The sequence below is a fragment of the Enterobacter sp. ECC_219_Taxon_10 genome (genome assembly GCF_058354905.1).
On the sequence record NZ_CM178005.1, the window covers coordinates 3,294,573 to 3,313,227 of the forward strand.

Here is an 18,655-nt window from a genome sequence, read left to right on the forward strand (position 1 = left end):
TAACGCGTGGCAATCCGCAAATTGTCATACACTTACATAATCGGCAAAATATTCACTGTGTGAATTATTTATATTTAAATATAAGTACCGGTTATTTTGACTGTATAACCCGCGCAATATCAGCCGACGTTTGCAGCGTGCGGATCTCCTGAAATAATCCCAGCGCTTCGCTGTACTCTTTACGTAAATAACTCAGCCACTGTTTAATTCGAGCGACGTGATACAAACCGGTGTCGCCCTGCTTTTCCAGACGGCTGTATTTTTGCAGCAGCGTGACGACGTCTGCCCACGGCATCCGCGGCTCGTTATATTTCACTACACGGCTGAGGTTCGGCACGTTCAGCGCACCGCGGCCAATCATCACCGCATCACAGCCGGTAGCGTTCAGGCATGCCTGCGCACTCTCGTAATCCCAGATTTCACCATTGGCGATCACCGGAATGGTGAGGCGCTTGCGGATCTCGCCGATCGCCTGCCAGTTAATGCGCTCGGCTTTGTAGCCATCGTCTTTGGTGCGGCCATGCACCACCAGCTCGGTGGCCCCGGCCTGCTGCACCGCATCGGCGATTTCAAACTGCCGCGCGTCGCTGTCCCACCCCAGACGCACCTTAACCGTCACCGGCAAATGCGAAGGCACAGCCTCACGCATGGCTTTCGCGCCGCGGTAAATCAGCTCAGGATCTTTCAGCAAGGTCGCCCCGCCGCCGCTGCCATTGACCAGCTTCGACGGACAGCCACAGTTGAGATCCACCCCGTAAGAGCCCAGCTCAACCGCGCGGGCAGCGTTTTCCGCCAGCCATTCAGGATACTGGCCGAGCAGCTGAATACGCACCAGAGTGCCGGAAGAGGTCCGGCTCTGGTTGTGCAGCTCGGGGCACAGGCGGTAGAAGGATTTTACCGGCAACAGCATATCGACCACGCGCAGAAACTCCGTCACGCAGAGATCGTAATCGTTCACCTCGGTCAGAAGCTCGCGCACGAGGGAGTCGAGCACGCCTTCCATTGGAGCCAGTAAAACACGCATAGCAGTACCTGTGAAAAAAGACGCGCTATAGTAGCCGCTCTCTATATCGCTGGGAAGCGCTTCTGTTCAGGTAGAAAGTCAGCCGGCGTTGCCCCGACAACGGCGCGAAACGCCGCCGCAAATGCCGCCTGCCCTGAAAACCCCAGCATCCAGGCCACCTGCTTAACCGGGTATCCGTTGGCGAGCAGGTCCAGCGAGGCACAAATCCTTGCGCGCTGTCGCCAGGCCCGGAAGCTAAAGCCTGTATCTTTGATAAACGCGCGTGAAAATGTGCGTTCAGACATCGCGGCCTGTTCCGCCAGACTTTCCATAGAAACATCCCAGAGATTGTTGGCAATGATGTCACAGGCAACGCGATGTAACCGCCCATCAACGGGCATCGGTAATTCGGCCGAAATCTGCTGCGCCTCGCTGAGGATGTCGAGCAGCAAAACGGCCATGCTGCGCTGACTGGCTGGCCGGTATTGCGCACTGAACAGCCCGGCAATCAGCTCTTTGAACAACGCTGTCGCCATAATCACGTGAACCTCTTCTTTCCGTGTAAAAGGCTCGCATTGCGATATCAGCGCGGGGCTAAACCAGACTGCGCGGAGCTCCGTGGTGGATAACACGCTGTAGGTGTGTTCCTGAAAGGGAGGGATCCACAACGCGCGCTGAGGCGGTATGACCCAACGCTTATTGCCAGTTTCGACCAGCATCACCCCTTTGATGGCAAACAAAAGTTGCCCCTGTGAATGCCGGTGAGGGGGATCCACTTCGCCACGCGTATAACTAATTGCCCCTCTGGACCATCCGATGGCATCGTCGTGAATTGGCGTTTTATCGATAACGGTTGGCATTTCACATTCCTCCCTTCCTCTTATGATGCTGCTTGTACACGTAACCGGAGAGAGACGCAATGCACATTCATTTTATCATTCATGAACATTTCGAAGCGCCAGGCGCCTATGAAATCTGGGGGAAAAATCGCGGCTGTAGCCTGAGCTACTCCAGAGTTTATCAGGGCGATCCGTTACCCGAAGACCTGGAGAGCACGGACTTGCTTATCATCATGGGAGGCCCGCAGTCACCCGCCACCACGCTTGAGGAGTGCCCCTGGTTTGATGCGCAGGCGGAAATGCGACTCATCGGCCGCGCAATAGGGGCGGGTAAAACGGTGATTGGCGTTTGTCTGGGCTCGCAGCTTATCGGTGAAGCGCTGGGCGCAGGGTTTTGCCAAAGCCCGGAAAAAGAGATCGGTAAATTTCCCGTCAGGCTCACAGATGCAGGCAAGGCGAACCCGCTGTTTGAGAATTTTGGCCACGAGCTGAGCGTCGGTCACTGGCATAACGACATGCCAGGGTTGACGCCACAGGCTAAGGTGCTCGCTTACAGCGAGGGCTGTCCCCGTCAGATCGTGCAATATGGCGAACGGGTTTACGGTTTTCAGTGCCATATGGAACTGACGGCGGAGGTCGTTGAGTTGCTGATTGAACATTCGCAGAACGATCTCCGCCGTGCGGATGAATTTCGTTTTGTCGAAACGGCGGAAAAACTACGCTCGCATGATTATCGCGAAATGAATCAGGTGCTGTTTTCTTTTCTCGATAAACTGACCGCCCTGCGCTGATGCATTCTCTGGCTCGTCACTTCGCCACCGCACTCCCTTTCCTCTAAACTGTAGCCTGCCCCTGTGCGGTGATACCGGACGTTCCATTCCGGAATGTCTGGTATGCTCAAATTTCATGATGTGATCCGTGGCACATTTTTAGGTTTAATTGTATGATGAATGCGTTTCAGCAAGGACTATCACCATGAGCAAATCATTGAACATTATCTGGCAATATCTGCGCGCATTCGTCCTGATTTACGCCTGCCTGTATGCCGGGATTTTCATCGCGTCGCTGCTGCCCATCACCATTCCCGGCAGCATTATCGGCATGCTAATCCTCTTTGTTTTGCTGGCGCTGCAAATCCTGCCCGCAAAATGGGTCAACCCCGGCTGCTTCGTCCTCATTCGCTATATGGCGCTGCTTTTCGTGCCAATCGGCGTCGGGGTTATGCAGTATTTTGATTTGCTCAAAGCCCAGTTCGGCCCGATTGTGGTCTCATGCGCGGTCAGTACGCTGGTGGTTTTCCTGGTGGTGAGCTGGAGTTCGCATCTGGTGCATGGCGAACGCAACGTGATCGGGGAGAAAACAAAAAAATGATGGCTAATATCTGGTGGTCGCTGCCGCTAACCCTAGCGGTGTTCTTCGCCGCGCGCAAGCTTGCCGCACGTTTCAAAATGCCGTTGCTGAACCCGCTGCTGGTGGCGATGGTGGTCATTATTCCGTTCCTGCTGCTCACCGACATTCCTTATGAACGCTACTTTGCCGGCAGCAAAATTTTAAACGACCTGCTGCAGCCTGCCGTTGTGGCGCTCGCCTTTCCTTTATATGAGCAGCTCCACCAGATCCGCGCCCGCTGGAAATCCATCATTACCATCTGTTTTGTGGGCAGCCTGGTGGCGATGATCACCGGCACGTCGGTAGCGCTGTTGATGGGGGCCTCGCCGCAGATTGCCGCCTCTATTCTGCCAAAATCGGTGACCACACCTATCGCGATGGCTGTCGGTGGCAGCCTCGGCGGGATCCCGGCCATCAGCGCGATGTGCGTCATTTTCGTCGGTATTCTCGGTGCGGTGTTTGGTCACACCCTGCTGAACGGGATGCGTATTCATACTAAAGCGGCACGGGGACTGTCGATGGGGACCGCCTCCCACGCCCTGGGCACTGCCCGCTGCGCGGAGCTGGATTATCAGGAAGGGGCGTTTAGCTCGCTGGCTTTGGTGATCTGCGGAATTATCACCTCCCTGCTGGCCCCGTTCATTTTCCCGCTGATTCTGGCGGTGATGGGCTAAAATTTGCGATGCGTCGCGCAAATTTCATTTTGATTTCATAAGTTGCATACATAATGAGAAGTGGATCACATATAAAGCCCTAACGGCTCCGTAAACTACCGATCCATTAACCTTTATGAGGCAAACGCCATGCACCCACGTTTTCAAGCTGCCTTCGCCCAGCTTGCAGAGAATTTGCAGTCAGCCCTTGCTCCCGTTCTGGCAGATGCACACTTCCCCGCCCTGCTGACCGCGGAGCAGGTCACGGTGCTGAAACAGGCAACGGGACTGGACGAAGACGCGCTGGCTTTCGCACTGCTTCCCCTGGCTGCCGCCTGCGCGCGGGCCGATCTCTCCCACTTTAACGTCGGGGCCATTGCGCGCGGCATCAGCGGTACCTGGTACTTCGGCGGCAATATGGAGTTCCTGGGCGCGACCATGCAGCAGACCGTTCACGCCGAGCAGAGCGCCATCAGCCACGCCTGGCTGCGCGGTGAGAAAGCCCTGAGCGCCATTACCGTTAACTACACCCCCTGCGGCCACTGCCGTCAGTTTATGAACGAGCTGAACAGCGGGCTGCAGCTGCGCATCAACCTGCCGGGACGCGCACCGCACACGCTGGGCGATTACCTGCCTGACGCCTTTGGCCCGAAAGATCTGGAGATCAAAACGTTGCTGATGGACGAGCAGGATCACGGTTTCGCCCTGTCCGGCGATGACCTGAACCAGGCGGCCATTCGCGCGGCGAACAAAAGCCACACGCCTTACAGCAAATCCCCGAGCGGCGTGGCGCTGCAGTGCCGCGACGGCCGTATCTTCACCGGCAGCTATGCGGAAAACGCCGCGTTTAACCCAACGCTGCCGCCACTACAGGGCGCGCTCAACCTGCTGAGCCTGAACGGCTACGATTATCCGGACATTCAGCGCGCCATTCTGGCCGAAAAAGCCGATGCGCCACTGATCCAGTGGGATGCCACCGCCGCGACGCTCAAGGCGTTAGGCTGCACGACGATCGACCGCGTCCTGCTGGCATAAACCTTCCGGCGGACAGAAATGTCCGCCACGTTGCTGAAAAACCCCTCAGTTGAGTCGCTGTTTCTTGCGCTAACCAGGCGGGTAAAGTAGCCTGAGTTAAATTTCATCCACGAACGAGCCATCTCCATGTTAAAGCGCGTTTTTTACAGCCTGTCTGTCCTGGTCGGCATACTGCTGTTTATCGTGCTGGGTCTCGACCGCTGGATGAGCTGGAAAACCGCCCCCTACATCTTTGACGATCTGCAGGACCTGCCCTATCGTCAGGTTGGCGTGGTGCTCGGCACCGCCAAGTATTACCGCACCGGGGTGATCAACCAGTACTACCGCTACCGCATTCAGGGCGCGCTGAACGCCTACAATAGCGGCAAGGTGAACTACCTGCTGCTAAGCGGCGATAACGCCCTGCAAAGCTATAATGAGCCGGTGACGATGCGGAAGGATTTGATTGCCGCTGGCGTCGATCCTGCAGATATCGTGCTCGACTACGCCGGATTCCGCACCCTGGACTCCATCGTGCGTACGCGCAAAGTCTTCGACACCAACGACTTCATCATCATCACTCAGCGCTTCCACTGCGAGCGCGCGCTGTTTATCGCGCTGCATATGGGCATTCAGGCGCAGTGTTACGCCGTGCCGTCGCCAAAAGATATGCTGAGCGTGCGCGTCCGCGAGTTCGGCGCGCGTTTTGGCGCTCTGGCAGACCTCTACATTTTCAAACGCGAACCGCGCTTCCTCGGCCCGCTGGTGCCGATCCCGGCGATGCATGAAGTACCGGAAGACGCGCAGGGTTACCCGGCCGTCACCCCGGAGCAACTGCTTGATATGCAGAAAAAAGAGAAAAAATAGCCTCGCCTTTATACTTTCTTTACGCCGGGCCTGACGCTTTTTATCCCCCCTTTACGCCGCCCCCTTTATGCTGAGTTCACTGCCGCTACGGCTTCATTGAAGAATGACTATGAACTCGATAATGAATGCGTTTTTCCTGAAAAGTCTCCGTCCCTATTTTAACTTTCCCGGTTTATCGCTTCCTGGCGCACTCAATTCCGGCCTTTGGCTTGATGAAAAAATTGACGCGCTGCAGCACAACGTTTCGGTCGAAGTCGCGGATTATCTCGAACGTTACCCGCAGACGAAACATATTGACGTTTACCTGAACGATATCAACGGCATTATGCGCGGCAAGCGGCTCCCGGTAGAGAGCATGCTGGCGCTGGAAAAAGGCTGTTACTTTCCCCTCTCCGTCTACTCTATGGATCAGAAAGGAAAAATCGCCGCCCCGCTTCATGATGAACCGGACCGACTCTGCCTCCCCGTCGCCGGTTCCCTGCGCCCCTGCCCGCAGGATCCGCAGCACAACGCGCAGATCCTGCTGACGATGCAAGACAGCGACGATAAACCCTGCCCGCTGGAGCCACGAGTCATCCTGCAGAACGTCCTGTCCCGCTTCCACCAGCACGGGCTCTATCCGGTGATTGCTCCGGAAATCGAATTCTATCTGACGGGTCAACGCGATCGGGATCCGCAAAATCAGGGGTGTTTTCATATGGATACCTCAACAACCCATGCGGCACTGTTTGACGAGCTGGAACAGCTGGCACACCTTCAGCGCATCCCGCTGTCCGGGATCGTGGCGGAAGCCGAATCCGGTCAGTACGAATTAAACCTGAAGCACAGCCATCGCGTCATTGAGGTCTGCGATAACGTGCTTGCCCTGCGCCGAATGACCCGTTACGTAGCCGAAAAGCACGGCCTGCAGGCCAACTTTATGGCTAAGCCTTTCAGCCAGCTGGCCGGCAGCGGTTTACACTTCCATTTCAGCCTGAATAACAGTCGCGGCGAAAACGTTTTTGCTTCTCCGGTGAACGCGCTTAACAGCATGATGCGTTTGTGCATCGCCGGGCAGCTGGCGCTGATGCCCGCCTCTATCGCCATCCTTGCGCCTGGAGTTAACGCGTTTCGTCGCCTGCGTAAAAACCTGACGGAACCCGTCTTTAACTCCTGGGGCTATAACACCCGCTCCGCCGCATTGCGTATTCCCTGTTCGGAGGACAGCAACCGCCGCATTGAGTACCGGCTGGCCGGGGCGGACGCCAATCCCTATCTGGTCGCCGCCACGATCCTGACCGGCATGCTGTACGGGCTGGAAAATATCGACGAGGACGATTTGCCTGAACCGCAGCATGATGAACCCACCCTGCCGCTGTTTCAGCAGGAAGCAATCGAGACATTTTCCCGCTGTCAGTACCTTACCGACAGCCTGGGTGACGCCTTTTGCGAACAGTGGGTGGCCTGTAAGCTTTCAGAGCTCGACTGGTTTGAGAGCGTTGTGACCCGCGAAGAGTCACATCTGGCGTAGGGCATAAAAAAGCCCGCTCGGTGAGCGGGCCGCGTAACGCGAGGAGCGATTACTTCTTGCGTGCGTACTTCAGTGAATCCAGCGCCACAGCGAAGATAATGATGGCGCCCTTGATGATGTACTGCCAGTACGGGTTCACGCCGATGTAGGTCAGGCCATAGTTGATGACGGTGAAAATGATCACACCGGTCACCACGCCAAGCACGGTACCCACGCCGCCGCTGAAGGAGACGCCGCCGACGACGCAGGCAGCAATTGCATCCAGCTCGTACATGAAGCCAAGGTTGTTGGTTGCGGAGCCGATGCGGCCCGCTTCCAGCATTCCACCGAAGGCGTAGAACACACCGGACAGCGCGTAAATCATCAGCAGGTTCAGGGCAACGTTTACGCCGGAGACTTTCGCCGCTTCCGGGTTACCGCCGATTGCGAAGATGTTTTTACCAAAACGCGTTTTGTTCCACAGGATCCAGACGAACGCCACCGCAATCAGCGCATAGAAGGTGATATACGACAGGCGGAAGCTGCCCAGCGCGATAAACCCTTGCGTAAAGGTCGAGAAGCCGCTGTCAAAGCCCGAAATCGGTGACGCACCCACAAAGTCGTAGTAGAGGGAGTTGATGCCGTAAACGATGATCATCGTACCCAGGGTGGTGATAAATGGTGTCACGTTCAGGTAAGCGATGATGATACCGTTGATCAGGCCAATCACCGCCCCGATGGCGCAGACGATCAGAATCACCACGAAAATCGGCATGGTCGCCATTTCCGGGAACACCTTGTTGGCGTTTTCCATCGACTGCAGCAGGGTTGCCGCAATAACCGCCGCCAGGCCGACCTGACGACCGGCAGACAGGTCCGTCCCCTGGGTGACGATAAGGCCCGCCACGCCCAGCGCGATGATGATACGCACGGAGGACTGGGTCAGAATGTTACTCAGGTTCAGCAGGCTTAAGAACGTAGGGTCCTGGAAAATAATAATGGCCAGCAGGACTAAAAGAACAACGTAAATACCGCCTTCTTTCAGGTAAGTGAGAAAACTTTTTTTATTTAACGCACTCATGAGGAGCCCCTGATCTTAAAGGTGCAAAGACGCAAGACGCAAAATTTCGTTTTGCGTTGTCGTTTTGGTGTCAACAATACCGGCAACGAGACCATTGCTCATAACCAGAATACGGTCCGTGATCCCTAACAGTTCCGGCATTTCGGAAGAAATAATAATGATCCCTTTATTCTTTTTCGCCAGCTCGGCAATCAGCTGATAAATTTCAAACTTCGCGCCGACGTCAATACCGCGGGTCGGTTCATCCAGCATCAGAATTTCAGGCTGGGTTAATAGCCAACGGCCGATAATGACTTTCTGCTGGTTACCGCCAGAAAGCGAACCAATTTGGGTACGGTGGCCCGGTGTTTTCACGCGCATGGAGTCAATTACCCATTGGGTATCGCTCTTCATGCGGGAGTTATCCAGCAGCCCGACTTTGTTTTTGTAATTACGGATATTAGAGATTAACGAGTTAAAGTTAATATCCAGATAAGCATAAATACCGGTCGAACGACGCTCTTCCGTCACCAGCGCAAAACCGTTATTAATGGCTTCGTTGGCATTGTGGTTGTTAATTTTCTTTCCGTGCAGCGTGATGGTGCCTTCGGCTTTCTCGCGGATGCCAAACAGGGTTTCCACAATGTCGGTACGCTTTGCCCCCACCAGGCCGGCAATGCCCAGAATTTCCCCTTTGTGCAGGTCGAAAGAAACATCACGAATGGACGGCTGACGCAGCGAGGTCAGATTGCGCACTTCCAGGATCACTTCGCCCGGCCTGTTCTCTTTGTCCGGGAAGCGCTGGTTCAGAGAGCGGCCGACCATCATAGCGATGATCTTGTCCATGTCCAGCCCTTCCAGCGGCTGCGTTGCAATCCACTGGCCGTCGCGCAGGATGGTAATTTCATCGCACAGCTGGAAGATCTCTTCCATTTTATGCGAGATGTACACAATGCCGCAGCCGCGATCTTTCAGCTTACGAATAATGGTAAAAAGGTGGTTAACCTCTTTTTCCGTTAAAGACGAGGTGGGTTCGTCCATGATGACGATTTTCGCGTCATAGGAGAACGCTTTGGCAATTTCGATCATCTGCATTTGAGAGACGGATAATGTCCCCACGCGGGCGCGCGGATCGATATCAATATCCAGCTCATCAAAAATTGCTTTGGTGTCGCGATACATTTTGTCCTGATCGACAAAGACACCTTTGGTTGGGTAACGACCCAACCACATGTTATCCATCACCGAGCGTTGCAGTACCAGGTTTAATTCCTGGTGAACCATTGAGATACCGTTTTCCAGTGCTTCTTTTGCTGAATGGAAATCGATCTCTTTCCCCTGAAAAAGAATGCTGCCAGAATCTTTTTGATAGATCCCAAAAAGACATTTTAATAATGTTGATTTACCCGCACCGTTCTCCCCCATTAATGCATGAATAGAGTGAGGCCGGACTTTTAAATTAACATTATCGAGTGCCTTAACACCGGGAAATGACTTGTTAATACCGTTCATTTCCAACAAGTATTCACCGGTTGACTGAGTAGTTGTGCTGACCATAATTATACCTTGTTGGCCTCGCATATCGCGTTATAAAAGGGCGCAACAGGTTGCGCCCAGTGAAGACAATGTAGATTGCTTATTTACCGATAAACTCAGCCAGGTTGGACTGGTCTACGCCCACGTAAGGCACGCGAACGATTTTGTTGTCAATTTTCCAGCTGGTGCCATCCGCCGCGCCTTTACCATCGGCGAGGTTTTTCGCCAGATCGAAGGTCGCTTTCGCCTGGTTGTTGGCATCGTTCAGAACGGTACCGGCCATCGCGCCAGATTTAACCAGCGCCAGCGCTTCTGGCAGAGCATCCACGCCAAATACCGGGATGGAGGATTTATTGTGGGCTTTGAGCGCTTCAATTGCACCCATTGCCATCGCATCGTTGTTGGCAATGACGACTTCGATTTTGTTCGCGTTCGGGCCGGACAGCCACGCGTCCATCTTATCTTTCGCCTGAGCGGTATCCCACATCGCGGTATCTAACGCCAGCTGCTGGGTTTTCAGGCCTTTGTCGTTCAGCTCTTTGATAACGTAAGTGGTACGGGCTTCAGCATCCGGGTGGCCAGGCTCACCTTTCAGCAGCACGAACTGAATCTGACCGTCTTTGTTCAGGTCCCAGTTCGGGTTCGCCGCCCAGTGTTTCGCGATCAGATCGCCCTGAATAATGCCGGACTCTTTGGAGTCAGTACCGACGTAATACGCTTTGTCATAGCTGTCCAGCGCCTTACGGGAAGGTTCTTTGTTAAAGAAGACGATTGGCACATTCTGGCCGCGCGCTTTCTCGATAACCGTGCCTGCTGCCGCCGGGTCAACCAGGTTGATCGCCAGAGCCTTAACGCCTTTTGCCAGCAGAACGTCGATCTGATCGTTCTGTTTGGACTGGTCGTTCTGGGAGTCATTCATCAGCAGCTGTACGTCTGGCGCTGCTTTCGCATCTTTCTCAATCGCTTTACGCACAACAGACATGAAGTTGTCGTCGTATTTATAGATGGTCACACCAATACGGGTATCCGCAGCGTGCGCTGCTGCACCAAAAAGCATGCTTGCCATTACAGCAGACAGGGTCAACACCTTCTTATTCATGGTATCTCCGGTTTTTTTATGCAGGGTAGTTCTTGTGAATAACGATCGGCAGGCAGGTGTTAATAAAACGTTACTGACAGCCGACGTTCACTTATAAAATTTCTATCTTCCGTGGTCGGTAACGCTCCAGAAATGCGTTTTATTCGTTGTTTGCGGCACATTGGCTATAGTGAAAGTGAATAATCACCGTTACATAGCGTTTCAGCCCCTAAAACGCTGACATCATAGTCAGCGCCTTGTTAAGATACTGTGAATTTACTCACAGATTGAAAACGGTTACATCACCTGATGTAATCAGTTAGTGATCGGAACCACAATTTGCCGGGCCGCGACGGAATGACGACGTACCAGCGTCGGCATGAAGCAGTGCGTTGCCCCTGGATCCAGCAGCCCTGCCGCTCCCTGTAGCGCCAGCTCGGTCGCCAGTTTCGCCATAGAAGCAATGGGATAGCGCACCGTGGTGAGCTGCGGGTCGGTGTAACGGGCAATCGGAATATCATCGAAACCAATCAATGACAAATGCTGTGGCACCGCAATGCCGTTATCCTTCAGCGCAGTCAGCGCGCCCGCGGCCATGCTGTCGTTATAGGCAAACACCGCGGAAAGCTGCAGATTTCGGCCCAGCAATTCCACCATTGCCGCTTCACCGCCCTGCATGTCCGGCGTTCCGGTGCCGATCCAGCTTTCTGATGGCGTAATGCCGTGATCTTTCAGGGCGTTTTGCCACCCCTCACGCCGCAACGCGTCATCTTCAATTTGATGGCTGGACGCCAGATAGCCGATCCGCTGATGGCCGTTATTGATCAGCATTTTGGTGGCCATCATGGCGCCGCTGACGTTATCCAGCCCGACACAGCGATGGGCATAGCCCGGGACGATGCGGTTGATCAGCACCATACCCGGGATCTGCTCCATAAACCCGGCCAGCTCTTCATCGCTTAAGGCTTTTGAGTGAACAATCAGAGCGTTGCAGCGCTGGCGGATCAGCACTTCAATCGCATAACGCTCCTTTTCTGCCTCGTGATAGCTGTTGCCAATCAGCACATATTTCTGATGCTGCTGGGCGACCACATCGACCGCTTTTACCAGCGCACCGAAAAAGGCGTCCGAGACGTCCATCACCACCACGCCGATGGTATCGCTGACCTGCGTTGCAAGCGCCTGGGCATTGGCATTTGGTCGGTATCCGAGCTGGGTCACGGCTTTCATTACGGTTTCACGGGTTTCAGGGCTGACCAGCGCGCTGTTGTTCAGCACGCGGGAGACGGTAGCCACAGAAACGCCCGCCAGACGGGCGACGTCACGAATGGTGATCATATTCACCATCCTTCAAAGGATTGCAGCAACTCACAGACACCCCCTGTGTTTAGCAAGGTGGCTATTTTGGCAGCGAGCGAAAGGGGACTACGTGAAGAAGGTCACACTCATGAAAACGCTTACATCCGTTTTGTTAATGATTGTGATCCAGATCGTTATCTGGATGTATTATTCAATGATACCCCTGAAGCATGTGCGGTTAACTGACGCCACACCCACTCCAGCGGCCCCTGGCGGAAATAACGCAGCCAGATAACAGAAAACGCCAGGTTAACCACCCAGACCGGAATAACAAACGCCAGCAGCCCGAGGCGGTCGAATTTCATAAACAGGCCAAAGCGATAGAAAAGCGTGGTGCAGAGCAGCGTTTGCAGGAGGTAATTGCTTAACGCCATACGGCCTACGCAGGCCACGGCGCTGGCGATCCACAGACGAGAGAGCTGCGGCCAGAAACCATAGATCAGCGCCGCATAGCCGATAGTCTGGAACGGCGCGCTGAGCTCACGCGGTACCTGGAGCAGAAACGCGCACCAGCGGTAATCCCAGTGGAGGTGCCACTGCGCAATCACCGCCGGAAGATTAATCAGCACGCCGATCAGAACCAGACCCGCCCCGGTGCGGCGGTAGTGACGCAGGCTAAACTCCCCTTTCAGCCAGCCGGTGCGCATCAGTGACGCCCCCATCAGCATCATGCCCGCCAGCTGCCAGCCGTATTGCGCCCCCAGGGCAAGCAGATTGTCGCCCAGCATATCCGCGCGGTTGCTTATCGCTTCCGTACCGCCTTTCAGCTTCCAGTACTGCTCGTACTGGAGGTTAGCGGCATCCGGGATCCAGGAACGGTTTGTCGCATCACCGGAGATCAGCCCCAGCAAAAACAGAACGCCGAGCCCCATGAGATAGAGCATCACGCCGGTGTTAAACAGGCTTTTCACACTGTGCGCATCGCGAATGAGCCGCCAGCAGATCAGCCCGACTAACCCATAAGCGAGAAGAATATCACCATCCCAGAAGAACAGGCCGTGGATAAACCCGAGGATGACCAGCAACGTTAAGCGCGACTGGATCCAGCGTGTGCCGCGTTTGAGCAGAAGCTGCAGGCCCGCGCCGAACAGCAGCGCAAACAGCGTGAGGAATTTAACCTGGGCAAACAGATCGAGGAGCGCCCACGTCCAGGCATCGCTTCGGGTAATGTCGCCGTACCAGGCGGGATTGAGGTAAGCGGCCTTCGGCAGACCGAAGGCGCTGATGTTCAGCAGCAGGATACCCAGTATGGCGACGCCGCGGACAAAATCGAGCGTGACGTTTCGCTCCATGGTCCCTGCCCTGTTTGATTAGTTGTGGTGACGCACGGCGCGCAGGAACTCCTGGCGGGTGTTCTGGCTCGATTTAAACAGGCCGCCCAGCGAGGTGGTGGTAGTCGCACTGGTCGCATCACGCACGCCGCGTGCTTTCACGCAGTAATGAACCGCGTCAATGGAGACCGCCACGTTATTGGTACCCAGCAGCGTTTGCAGCGCGATCAGGATCTGCTGCGTCAGACGCTCCTGAACCTGCGGGCGCTGCGCGAAGAACTGCACAATGCGGTTGATCTTCGACAGGCCAATCACCGTGTCTTTCGGGATATACGCCACGGTCGCTTTGCCGTCGATGGTCACGAAATGGTGCTCACAGGTGCTGGTCAGGGTGATATCCCGTACCGTGACCATCTCGTCCACCTTCATCTTGTTTTCGATGACGGTAATTTTCGGGAAGTTGGCGTAATCCAGTCCGGAGAAAATTTCGTCAACGTACATTTTCGCGATACGCTTAGGCGTTTCCATCAGGCTGTCATCGCTCAGATCGAGATTCAGCAGTTGCATGATCTCGGTCATATGCCCGGAAATCAGTTTCTTACGGGTTTCATTGTCCATATCCTGAACCGGCGGACGCAGTGGCGTTTCAAGACCGCGCGCGAGCAGGGCTTCGTGGACCAGGGCAGCTTCTTTACTGAGTGATGACATTTTGTTCTCCTGCAGGTGTGGCGTCTTTTGCCCTCGTTGTGGCAAAAGTATGCGCTCATTGTGCGTGAGGCGACGCACATAATCCAGTATTCACGACGATAATTATTGCAATTGCTGTTGCCTTTCAGCGTGGCGATTCCAGACCAGGGCACCGGCGACAAACAGCGCAACGCCCGCCAGCCCCAGCGCAGGCTCCAGCCGGTGGGTTAGCCAGGTCGATACCGCCGAGGTCACCGGACCAATCAATTGCCCGATGGCATACCCGGTGGTGAGCAGCCCCGCCATATAGCGCGTGTGGTGCGGTGCCAGCTCGCGGCCGTATAAAAGTGAGAGCTGCACCGCGCAGAGGAACCCGCCTCCCACCAGCAGCCCGCCCGTCAGCAAGCCGCCAATGCCCGGCAGCAGCCAGGCCGCCAGCACGCCAGCTCCCTGTAACCACAGCACGATGGCCAGCCTGCGGTTAGCCGTTGAGGTGTGGCGCAAAAGAATGCTGAGCGCAATCCCCACCACGGCGGCGGCACCAAAAATTGGCCAGACAAACTGGGCAAACAGGCTGCCGGGAAAGCGCACTGCCGCCATTTGCGAAAGGAAGGTCGCCGGGAGGATATAGCCAAATCCCGCCAGGCTGTAGCTCCAGACCAGGCGCCTTAAATCCGTCGTCAGCACCAGCGGCTCTGGCGCGGTGCCGGGTCGATGAAGCTGCCCGGATCGCGGCAGATAGCGCGCCACCAGCGCAACCAGTACCAGCGCCAGCACGCCGTAGATTTGCCATGCCGCACCGGCCGAAAGGGATTTCGCCTGAATATAAACCGCGAGCAGGCCGCTCAGGGCGATACCTGCCCCGGGCCCGGCAAAGACAGCCGCACTGAGCCCCGGTTTACCCAGCTGTCCCAGCCGCTCGTTGGTCCAGGCAGCAATCAGCACCATTGACCAGCCGCTCATGCAGCCAATCACAAAGCGCAGCAGGCCGTGCACGACGGCGTTATCAGCCGCGGCGGAGAGCAGGGTCAACGCAACCGCGCCGGTGATGCCAAGCCAGAGTCGCGTTTCAACAAAGCGGTGCGCGCGCATGGCATCCCATGCGCCCACCAGATAGCCCAGATAATTCATCGCCGCCACCAGGCCCGCGCTGGTCAGCGTGAGTTGCCCGGCGGCAATCATCAGCGGCACCTGAGGGGTAAAGGCAAAGCGCCCTATCCCCATCGCCACCACCAGAACGACAAACCCACTAAGCGCAATACGCAGCGCCATGACCGCTCCAATTGTTAAAGAAAAGTAAATTTATGATGCAGCATCTCGCCGTTCCGCGAAAGTGAAAGTTGCTCACAGGTAAATGAAAACGCTGTATTATGGCTCTAATGAATAGCTATTCTCATTAAGGAGCCCTGCATGGAACTGCTCGAAGAGCACCGTTGTTTTGAAGGTCGACAGCAGCGCTGGCGGCACGACTCCACCACGCTGAACTGCACCATGACGTTCAGCATTTTCCTGCCGCCGACGGAAAATCCGCCGGTTCTGTTTTGGCTGTCAGGCCTGACCTGCAACGACGAAAACTTCACCACCAAAGCGGGCGCACAGCGTATTGCCGCCGAGCTGGGCATTGCGCTGGTAATGGCTGATACCAGCCCGCGCGGCGATGATGTGGCGGACGATGCCGGGTACGATTTAGGTAAAGGCGCCGGATTTTATCTCAACGCCACCGAACAGCCGTGGGCGAGCCATTACCGCATGTACGACTACATTCGCGACGAGCTGCCTGCGCTGATTAAGGCTGAATTTGCGGTAAGCGACCGCTGCGCCATCAGCGGACACTCCATGGGCGGACACGGGGCGCTCATCATGGCGCTGAAAAACCCGGGGAAATACGTCAGCGTCTCTGCGTTCGCGCCGATTGTGAACCCAACGCAGGTGCCGTGGGGACAAAAAGCTTTCACACACTATCTGGGTGAGGATGCCGAGAAATGGCAGGAATGGGACAGCTGCGCGCTGATGCTGGCAAGCGATTCGGCGAGCGCGATCCCGATGCTTATCGATCAGGGCGATGCGGATCAGTTCCTCGCCGGACAGCTACAGCCTGCGGTGTTGGCTGAGGCGGCACGCCAGAAGGACTGGCCGCTGACGCTGCGCATTCAGCCGGGATACGATCACAGCTATTACTTTATGGCGTCCTTTATCGAGGATCATCTCCGCTTCCATGCGGAGCATTTGTTTGAGTAAGTGCGCGTCATTGCCGGGTGGCGGCTTCGCCTTACCCGGCCTACGTTCGCTTTTACCCTCGTCGCATCAGAACTTATAATCCACGCCCACAAAGTAGCGACGGCCATCTTCCGTGTAGCTGTAATCGTCACGGCTCAGGTCTTTATCCAGCAGGTTCTGCACGCCCGCGCGCAGCTTCACGCTTTTCGTCGCCTGCCACGCCGCGCCGGTGTTCCAGATGACATAGCCACCCGGCGTTGGTGCACTGCTGGTCAGCGCGCGCTTCTCGCCGGTGTAATTGCCCTGAACATAGAACGACCAGTCCTGCGTCGCCTTCCAGTCAACGGTCCCGTTAGCCGTATGGAACGGCAGCTCGGACAGTGGTTTGTTGCCGCCGTTGCTGATATCGCGACCGTCGTTATAGGTGTAGTTCAGCGTCACTTTCCAGTCTTCCGCCAGCGGGAACTTCACTTCGGTCTCCACACCACGGATGCGCGCCTTGTTGACGTTGTAATAGCGGAAAATCGGTTCGCCGTCCGCGTTCAGACCAACGTAGTTAGGGTAGCTCTGCGCCTGTTTTGCATTCGCCGTACGGCTGATGCTGATGCGGTCATCCACGTTATTCTGGAAGGTGGTGACGCTGGCCTGCACGCCCTCTAACCAGCCCTCTTCCCCGCTGTAGTACAGACCGAACTCGAAGCTCTCGCTGGTTTCCGGCTTCAGATCCGGGTTACCGACAATCTCGCAGGCGCCGCGGCACGAGCCGGTGACCCAGTCCGGGCTCAGCTGCAGCAGCGACGGCGCTTTAAACGCTGTTGCCCAGCCCCCTTTCACCGTCACGGTATCCGTCGCGTTATAGACCAGATAGGCTCGCGGACTCCAGTGATCGCCGTAGGTATCATGGTCATCCATACGGATGCCGGTGGTCAGCGCCAGCGGCTCAAAGATACGCCATTCGTCTTCGAGGAACAGCGCATACTGGCTTGTTGACGTACTGCTGCTGGAGCCCCCCGTCAGGTTGACCGGATCTTTCAGCTTATCGTGACGCCATTCGCCGCCAAAGGTCAGCAGCTGATTAATGTCGCCCAGCGGCAGCACGTATTTCCCGTCTACCGCGTTGCTCTCGGAACTGATGGGATTGCTGTTGCCCGGGTTTTTGTTATCCACCTTCTCACCGTAAACTTTCAGCTCGCTGTTGCCGACGCCCCAGCGGCCGTTATGGCTGAGAGAGTAGTTCTGACGCTCAAGGCGGTTTTTGTCGAGGGAGTCTGAATCGCGATCCTGGCGGTCAAAGCCGTAGCCCGCAGTGAAGTCGTGGTTTTCTGTTGGAGTCCAGGCGAATTCCACGTTGGCATCACGGCTGGTGAAGCCCTCAATGCGCGGCGTTTCACCGCTCGCCGTGGTGGAGGATTTCTGCTGCCCGTCTTTCTCACGCTTCGCGAGGCTACCGTAGGCTTTCAGGCCCAGCAGGCCGTCCACCAGCGGACCGCTGGTATAAAACTGACCGTTATACGTGTCGCCACGATCGCGGTGTTCCTGAAGGGTAGAATCCGCGCTCAGGGTGCCCGTCCACTTCTGGCCGATTTTTTTGGTGATAATGTTCACTACGCCGCCGAGAGCATCAGAGCCGTAGAGAGAAGACATCGGTCCGCGCACCACTTCAATGCGTTCGATAGCGTCAACCGGCACCCAGTTAAGGTCGAAATCGTTATGGCGGAAGACCGCGTTGCGTGAGTTTACGCGCTTGCCGTCGATCAGGATGAGCGTGTAGCTGCTGTCCAGACCGCGAATACTTACCCCTTTACGGTTGTCCCCTTCGCTCGTGAGCTGTACGCCCGGCACATCCCGTAACACATCTTTCAGGTTCTGAACGGGTTTGCGCTGCAAATCTTCCTGGGTAATCACGCTGATACTTGCCGGTGCGTCTTTCAGATTTTGCTCGGTCGCGGAGGCCGTTACAACCATTGTGTCGCCAGATTCCGCTGCGATGACAGGCAGTGCCAGGGACATTGCGGACGCGCATACTCCTCCCCTGACGACGGGATTCAACCTAAACATTCCATATCTCCATGAGGTAAATACAACTCAATCAAAAATCATTGCTCACAGTGCCTTGTTGTCCGCCCACATCTGCGATGGGTCGGTAGCACGCTTATTTTTTGATAACGATAAAGCAAACGATAATTATTATCA

The 18,655-nt window shown here is 55.7% G+C and carries 17 protein-coding genes; 7 read left to right on the forward strand and 10 right to left on the reverse strand.

Going from position 1 to position 18,655, the window contains the following annotated elements:
* Window positions 1-91 precede the first annotated feature (91 nt).
* Both dusC and AC4ICF_RS15690 read right to left on the reverse strand, forming a co-directional pair.
* On the reverse strand, window positions 92-1,024 hold the full coding sequence (gene dusC, locus AC4ICF_RS15685) for a tRNA dihydrouridine(16) synthase DusC (RefSeq protein WP_116338708.1): 933 nt from the start codon (window positions 1,022-1,024) through the stop codon (window positions 92-94).
* A gap of 41 nt (window positions 1,025-1,065) precedes the next feature.
* A complete protein-coding gene (locus tag AC4ICF_RS15690) occupies window positions 1,066-1,863 on the reverse strand; it encodes an AraC family transcriptional regulator (protein ID WP_316379377.1) in 798 nt (265 codons plus the stop codon).
* Window positions 1,864-1,922: 59 nt separating this feature from the next.
* Between AC4ICF_RS15690 and AC4ICF_RS15695 the strand changes: the two genes are divergently transcribed.
* The 6 genes from AC4ICF_RS15695 to AC4ICF_RS15720 all read left to right on the forward strand — a co-directional run bounded on the left by AC4ICF_RS15695 (window position 1,923) and on the right by AC4ICF_RS15720 (window position 7,275).
* The gene (locus AC4ICF_RS15695) at window positions 1,923-2,633 is read left to right on the forward strand and encodes a type 1 glutamine amidotransferase (protein WP_192983122.1); all 711 of its coding nucleotides are present in this window, start codon (window positions 1,923-1,925) and stop codon (window positions 2,631-2,633) included.
* A gap of 184 nt (window positions 2,634-2,817) precedes the next feature.
* Entirely contained in the window at window positions 2,818-3,213 is a 396-nt protein-coding gene (locus tag AC4ICF_RS15700; protein ID WP_014884558.1) for a CidA/LrgA family protein, read from the forward strand.
* Window positions 3,210-3,905, forward strand: a complete 696-nt coding sequence (locus AC4ICF_RS15705) for a CidB/LrgB family autolysis modulator (RefSeq protein WP_316379376.1) — start codon at window positions 3,210-3,212, stop codon at window positions 3,903-3,905. The genes AC4ICF_RS15700 and AC4ICF_RS15705 overlap by 4 nt, the downstream gene beginning before the upstream one ends.
* A 129-nt stretch (window positions 3,906-4,034) precedes the next feature.
* Complete coding sequence (gene cdd / locus AC4ICF_RS15710) at window positions 4,035-4,919, forward strand: cytidine deaminase (protein WP_116338702.1); 885 nt, start codon at window positions 4,035-4,037, stop codon at window positions 4,917-4,919.
* Between the two features lie 126 nt (window positions 4,920-5,045).
* Window positions 5,046-5,765 carry an outer membrane permeability protein SanA gene (gene sanA / locus AC4ICF_RS15715; RefSeq protein WP_028013857.1) on the forward strand — a complete coding sequence of 240 codons (720 nt, stop codon included), beginning with the start codon at window positions 5,046-5,048 and terminating at the stop codon, window positions 5,763-5,765.
* A 121-nt stretch (window positions 5,766-5,886) separates the two neighbouring features.
* Entirely contained in the window at window positions 5,887-7,275 is a 1,389-nt protein-coding gene (locus AC4ICF_RS15720) for a glutamine synthetase family protein (RefSeq protein WP_316379666.1), read from the forward strand.
* 49 nt (window positions 7,276-7,324) lie between these two features.
* On the opposite strand, the gene mglC is transcribed toward AC4ICF_RS15720, so the two are convergent.
* The 7 genes from mglC to AC4ICF_RS15755 all read right to left on the reverse strand — a co-directional run bounded on the left by mglC (window position 7,325) and on the right by AC4ICF_RS15755 (window position 15,517).
* Window positions 7,325-8,335: a galactose/methyl galactoside ABC transporter permease MglC gene (gene mglC / locus AC4ICF_RS15725; RefSeq protein WP_013097952.1), complete on the reverse strand. Its 1,011-nt coding sequence runs from the start codon at window positions 8,333-8,335 to the stop codon at window positions 7,325-7,327.
* A 15-nt stretch (window positions 8,336-8,350) separates the two neighbouring features.
* Window positions 8,351-9,871: a galactose/methyl galactoside ABC transporter ATP-binding protein MglA gene (mglA, locus tag AC4ICF_RS15730; RefSeq protein WP_163330238.1), complete on the reverse strand. Its 1,521-nt coding sequence runs from the start codon at window positions 9,869-9,871 to the stop codon at window positions 8,351-8,353.
* 79 nt (window positions 9,872-9,950) lie between these two features.
* Window positions 9,951-10,949, reverse strand: a complete 999-nt coding sequence (mglB, locus tag AC4ICF_RS15735) for a galactose/glucose ABC transporter substrate-binding protein MglB (RefSeq protein ID WP_116338698.1) — start codon at window positions 10,947-10,949, stop codon at window positions 9,951-9,953.
* Window positions 10,950-11,243: 294 nt separating this feature from the next.
* Window positions 11,244-12,266, reverse strand: coding sequence for an HTH-type transcriptional regulator GalS (galS, locus tag AC4ICF_RS15740; protein WP_316379375.1), 1,023 nt, complete (start codon window positions 12,264-12,266; stop codon window positions 11,244-11,246).
* A gap of 155 nt (window positions 12,267-12,421) precedes the next feature.
* Window positions 12,422-13,579, reverse strand: coding sequence for a DUF418 domain-containing protein YeiB (gene yeiB / locus AC4ICF_RS15745; protein ID WP_316379373.1), 1,158 nt, complete (start codon window positions 13,577-13,579; stop codon window positions 12,422-12,424).
* 18 nt (window positions 13,580-13,597) lie between these two features.
* Entirely contained in the window at window positions 13,598-14,266 is a 669-nt protein-coding gene (gene folE / locus AC4ICF_RS15750) for a GTP cyclohydrolase I FolE (protein WP_116338692.1), read from the reverse strand.
* Between the two features lie 102 nt (window positions 14,267-14,368).
* Window positions 14,369-15,517 carry a YbfB/YjiJ family MFS transporter gene (locus AC4ICF_RS15755; RefSeq protein WP_116338690.1) on the reverse strand — a complete coding sequence of 383 codons (1,149 nt, stop codon included), beginning with the start codon at window positions 15,515-15,517 and terminating at the stop codon, window positions 14,369-14,371.
* Window positions 15,518-15,655: 138 nt separating this feature from the next.
* On the opposite strand from AC4ICF_RS15755, the gene fghA reads away from it, so the two are divergent.
* Complete coding sequence (gene fghA, locus AC4ICF_RS15760; protein ID WP_316379372.1) at window positions 15,656-16,483, forward strand: S-formylglutathione hydrolase; 828 nt, start codon at window positions 15,656-15,658, stop codon at window positions 16,481-16,483.
* Between the two features lie 66 nt (window positions 16,484-16,549).
* Here the strand turns inward: fghA and cirA are convergent, their stop codons facing one another.
* Entirely contained in the window at window positions 16,550-18,520 is a 1,971-nt protein-coding gene (gene cirA, locus AC4ICF_RS15765; protein WP_316379371.1) for a catecholate siderophore receptor CirA, read from the reverse strand.
* Window positions 18,521-18,655 lie beyond the last annotated feature (135 nt).

Coding starts and splice junctions, on each gene's coding strand:
- AC4ICF_RS15690 (WP_316379377.1), bottom strand. CDS start 1,863: ATGCCAACCGTTATCGATAAAACGCCAATTCACGACGATGCCATCGGA.
- mglC (WP_013097952.1), bottom strand. CDS start 8,335: ATGAGTGCGTTAAATAAAAAAAGTTTTCTCACTTACCTGAAAGAAGGC.
- fghA (WP_316379372.1), top strand. CDS start 15,656: ATGGAACTGCTCGAAGAGCACCGTTGTTTTGAAGGTCGACAGCAGCGC.
- cirA (WP_316379371.1), bottom strand. CDS start 18,520: ATGTTTAGGTTGAATCCCGTCGTCAGGGGAGGAGTATGCGCGTCCGCA.
- AC4ICF_RS15755 (WP_116338690.1), bottom strand. CDS start 15,517: ATGGCGCTGCGTATTGCGCTTAGTGGGTTTGTCGTTCTGGTGGTGGCG.
- mglA (WP_163330238.1), bottom strand. CDS start 9,871: ATGGTCAGCACAACTACTCAGTCAACCGGTGAATACTTGTTGGAAATG.
- AC4ICF_RS15720 (WP_316379666.1), top strand. CDS start 5,887: ATGAATGCGTTTTTCCTGAAAAGTCTCCGTCCCTATTTTAACTTTCCC.
- galS (WP_316379375.1), bottom strand. CDS start 12,266: ATGATCACCATTCGTGACGTCGCCCGTCTGGCGGGCGTTTCTGTGGCT.
- yeiB (WP_316379373.1), bottom strand. CDS start 13,579: ATGGAGCGAAACGTCACGCTCGATTTTGTCCGCGGCGTCGCCATACTG.
- AC4ICF_RS15705 (WP_316379376.1), top strand. CDS start 3,210: ATGATGGCTAATATCTGGTGGTCGCTGCCGCTAACCCTAGCGGTGTTC.
- AC4ICF_RS15695 (WP_192983122.1), top strand. CDS start 1,923: ATGCACATTCATTTTATCATTCATGAACATTTCGAAGCGCCAGGCGCC.
- sanA (WP_028013857.1), top strand. CDS start 5,046: ATGTTAAAGCGCGTTTTTTACAGCCTGTCTGTCCTGGTCGGCATACTG.
- dusC (WP_116338708.1), bottom strand. CDS start 1,024: ATGCGTGTTTTACTGGCTCCAATGGAAGGCGTGCTCGACTCCCTCGTG.
- cdd (WP_116338702.1), top strand. CDS start 4,035: ATGCACCCACGTTTTCAAGCTGCCTTCGCCCAGCTTGCAGAGAATTTG.
- AC4ICF_RS15700 (WP_014884558.1), top strand. CDS start 2,818: ATGAGCAAATCATTGAACATTATCTGGCAATATCTGCGCGCATTCGTC.
- folE (WP_116338692.1), bottom strand. CDS start 14,266: ATGTCATCACTCAGTAAAGAAGCTGCCCTGGTCCACGAAGCCCTGCTC.
- mglB (WP_116338698.1), bottom strand. CDS start 10,949: ATGAATAAGAAGGTGTTGACCCTGTCTGCTGTAATGGCAAGCATGCTT.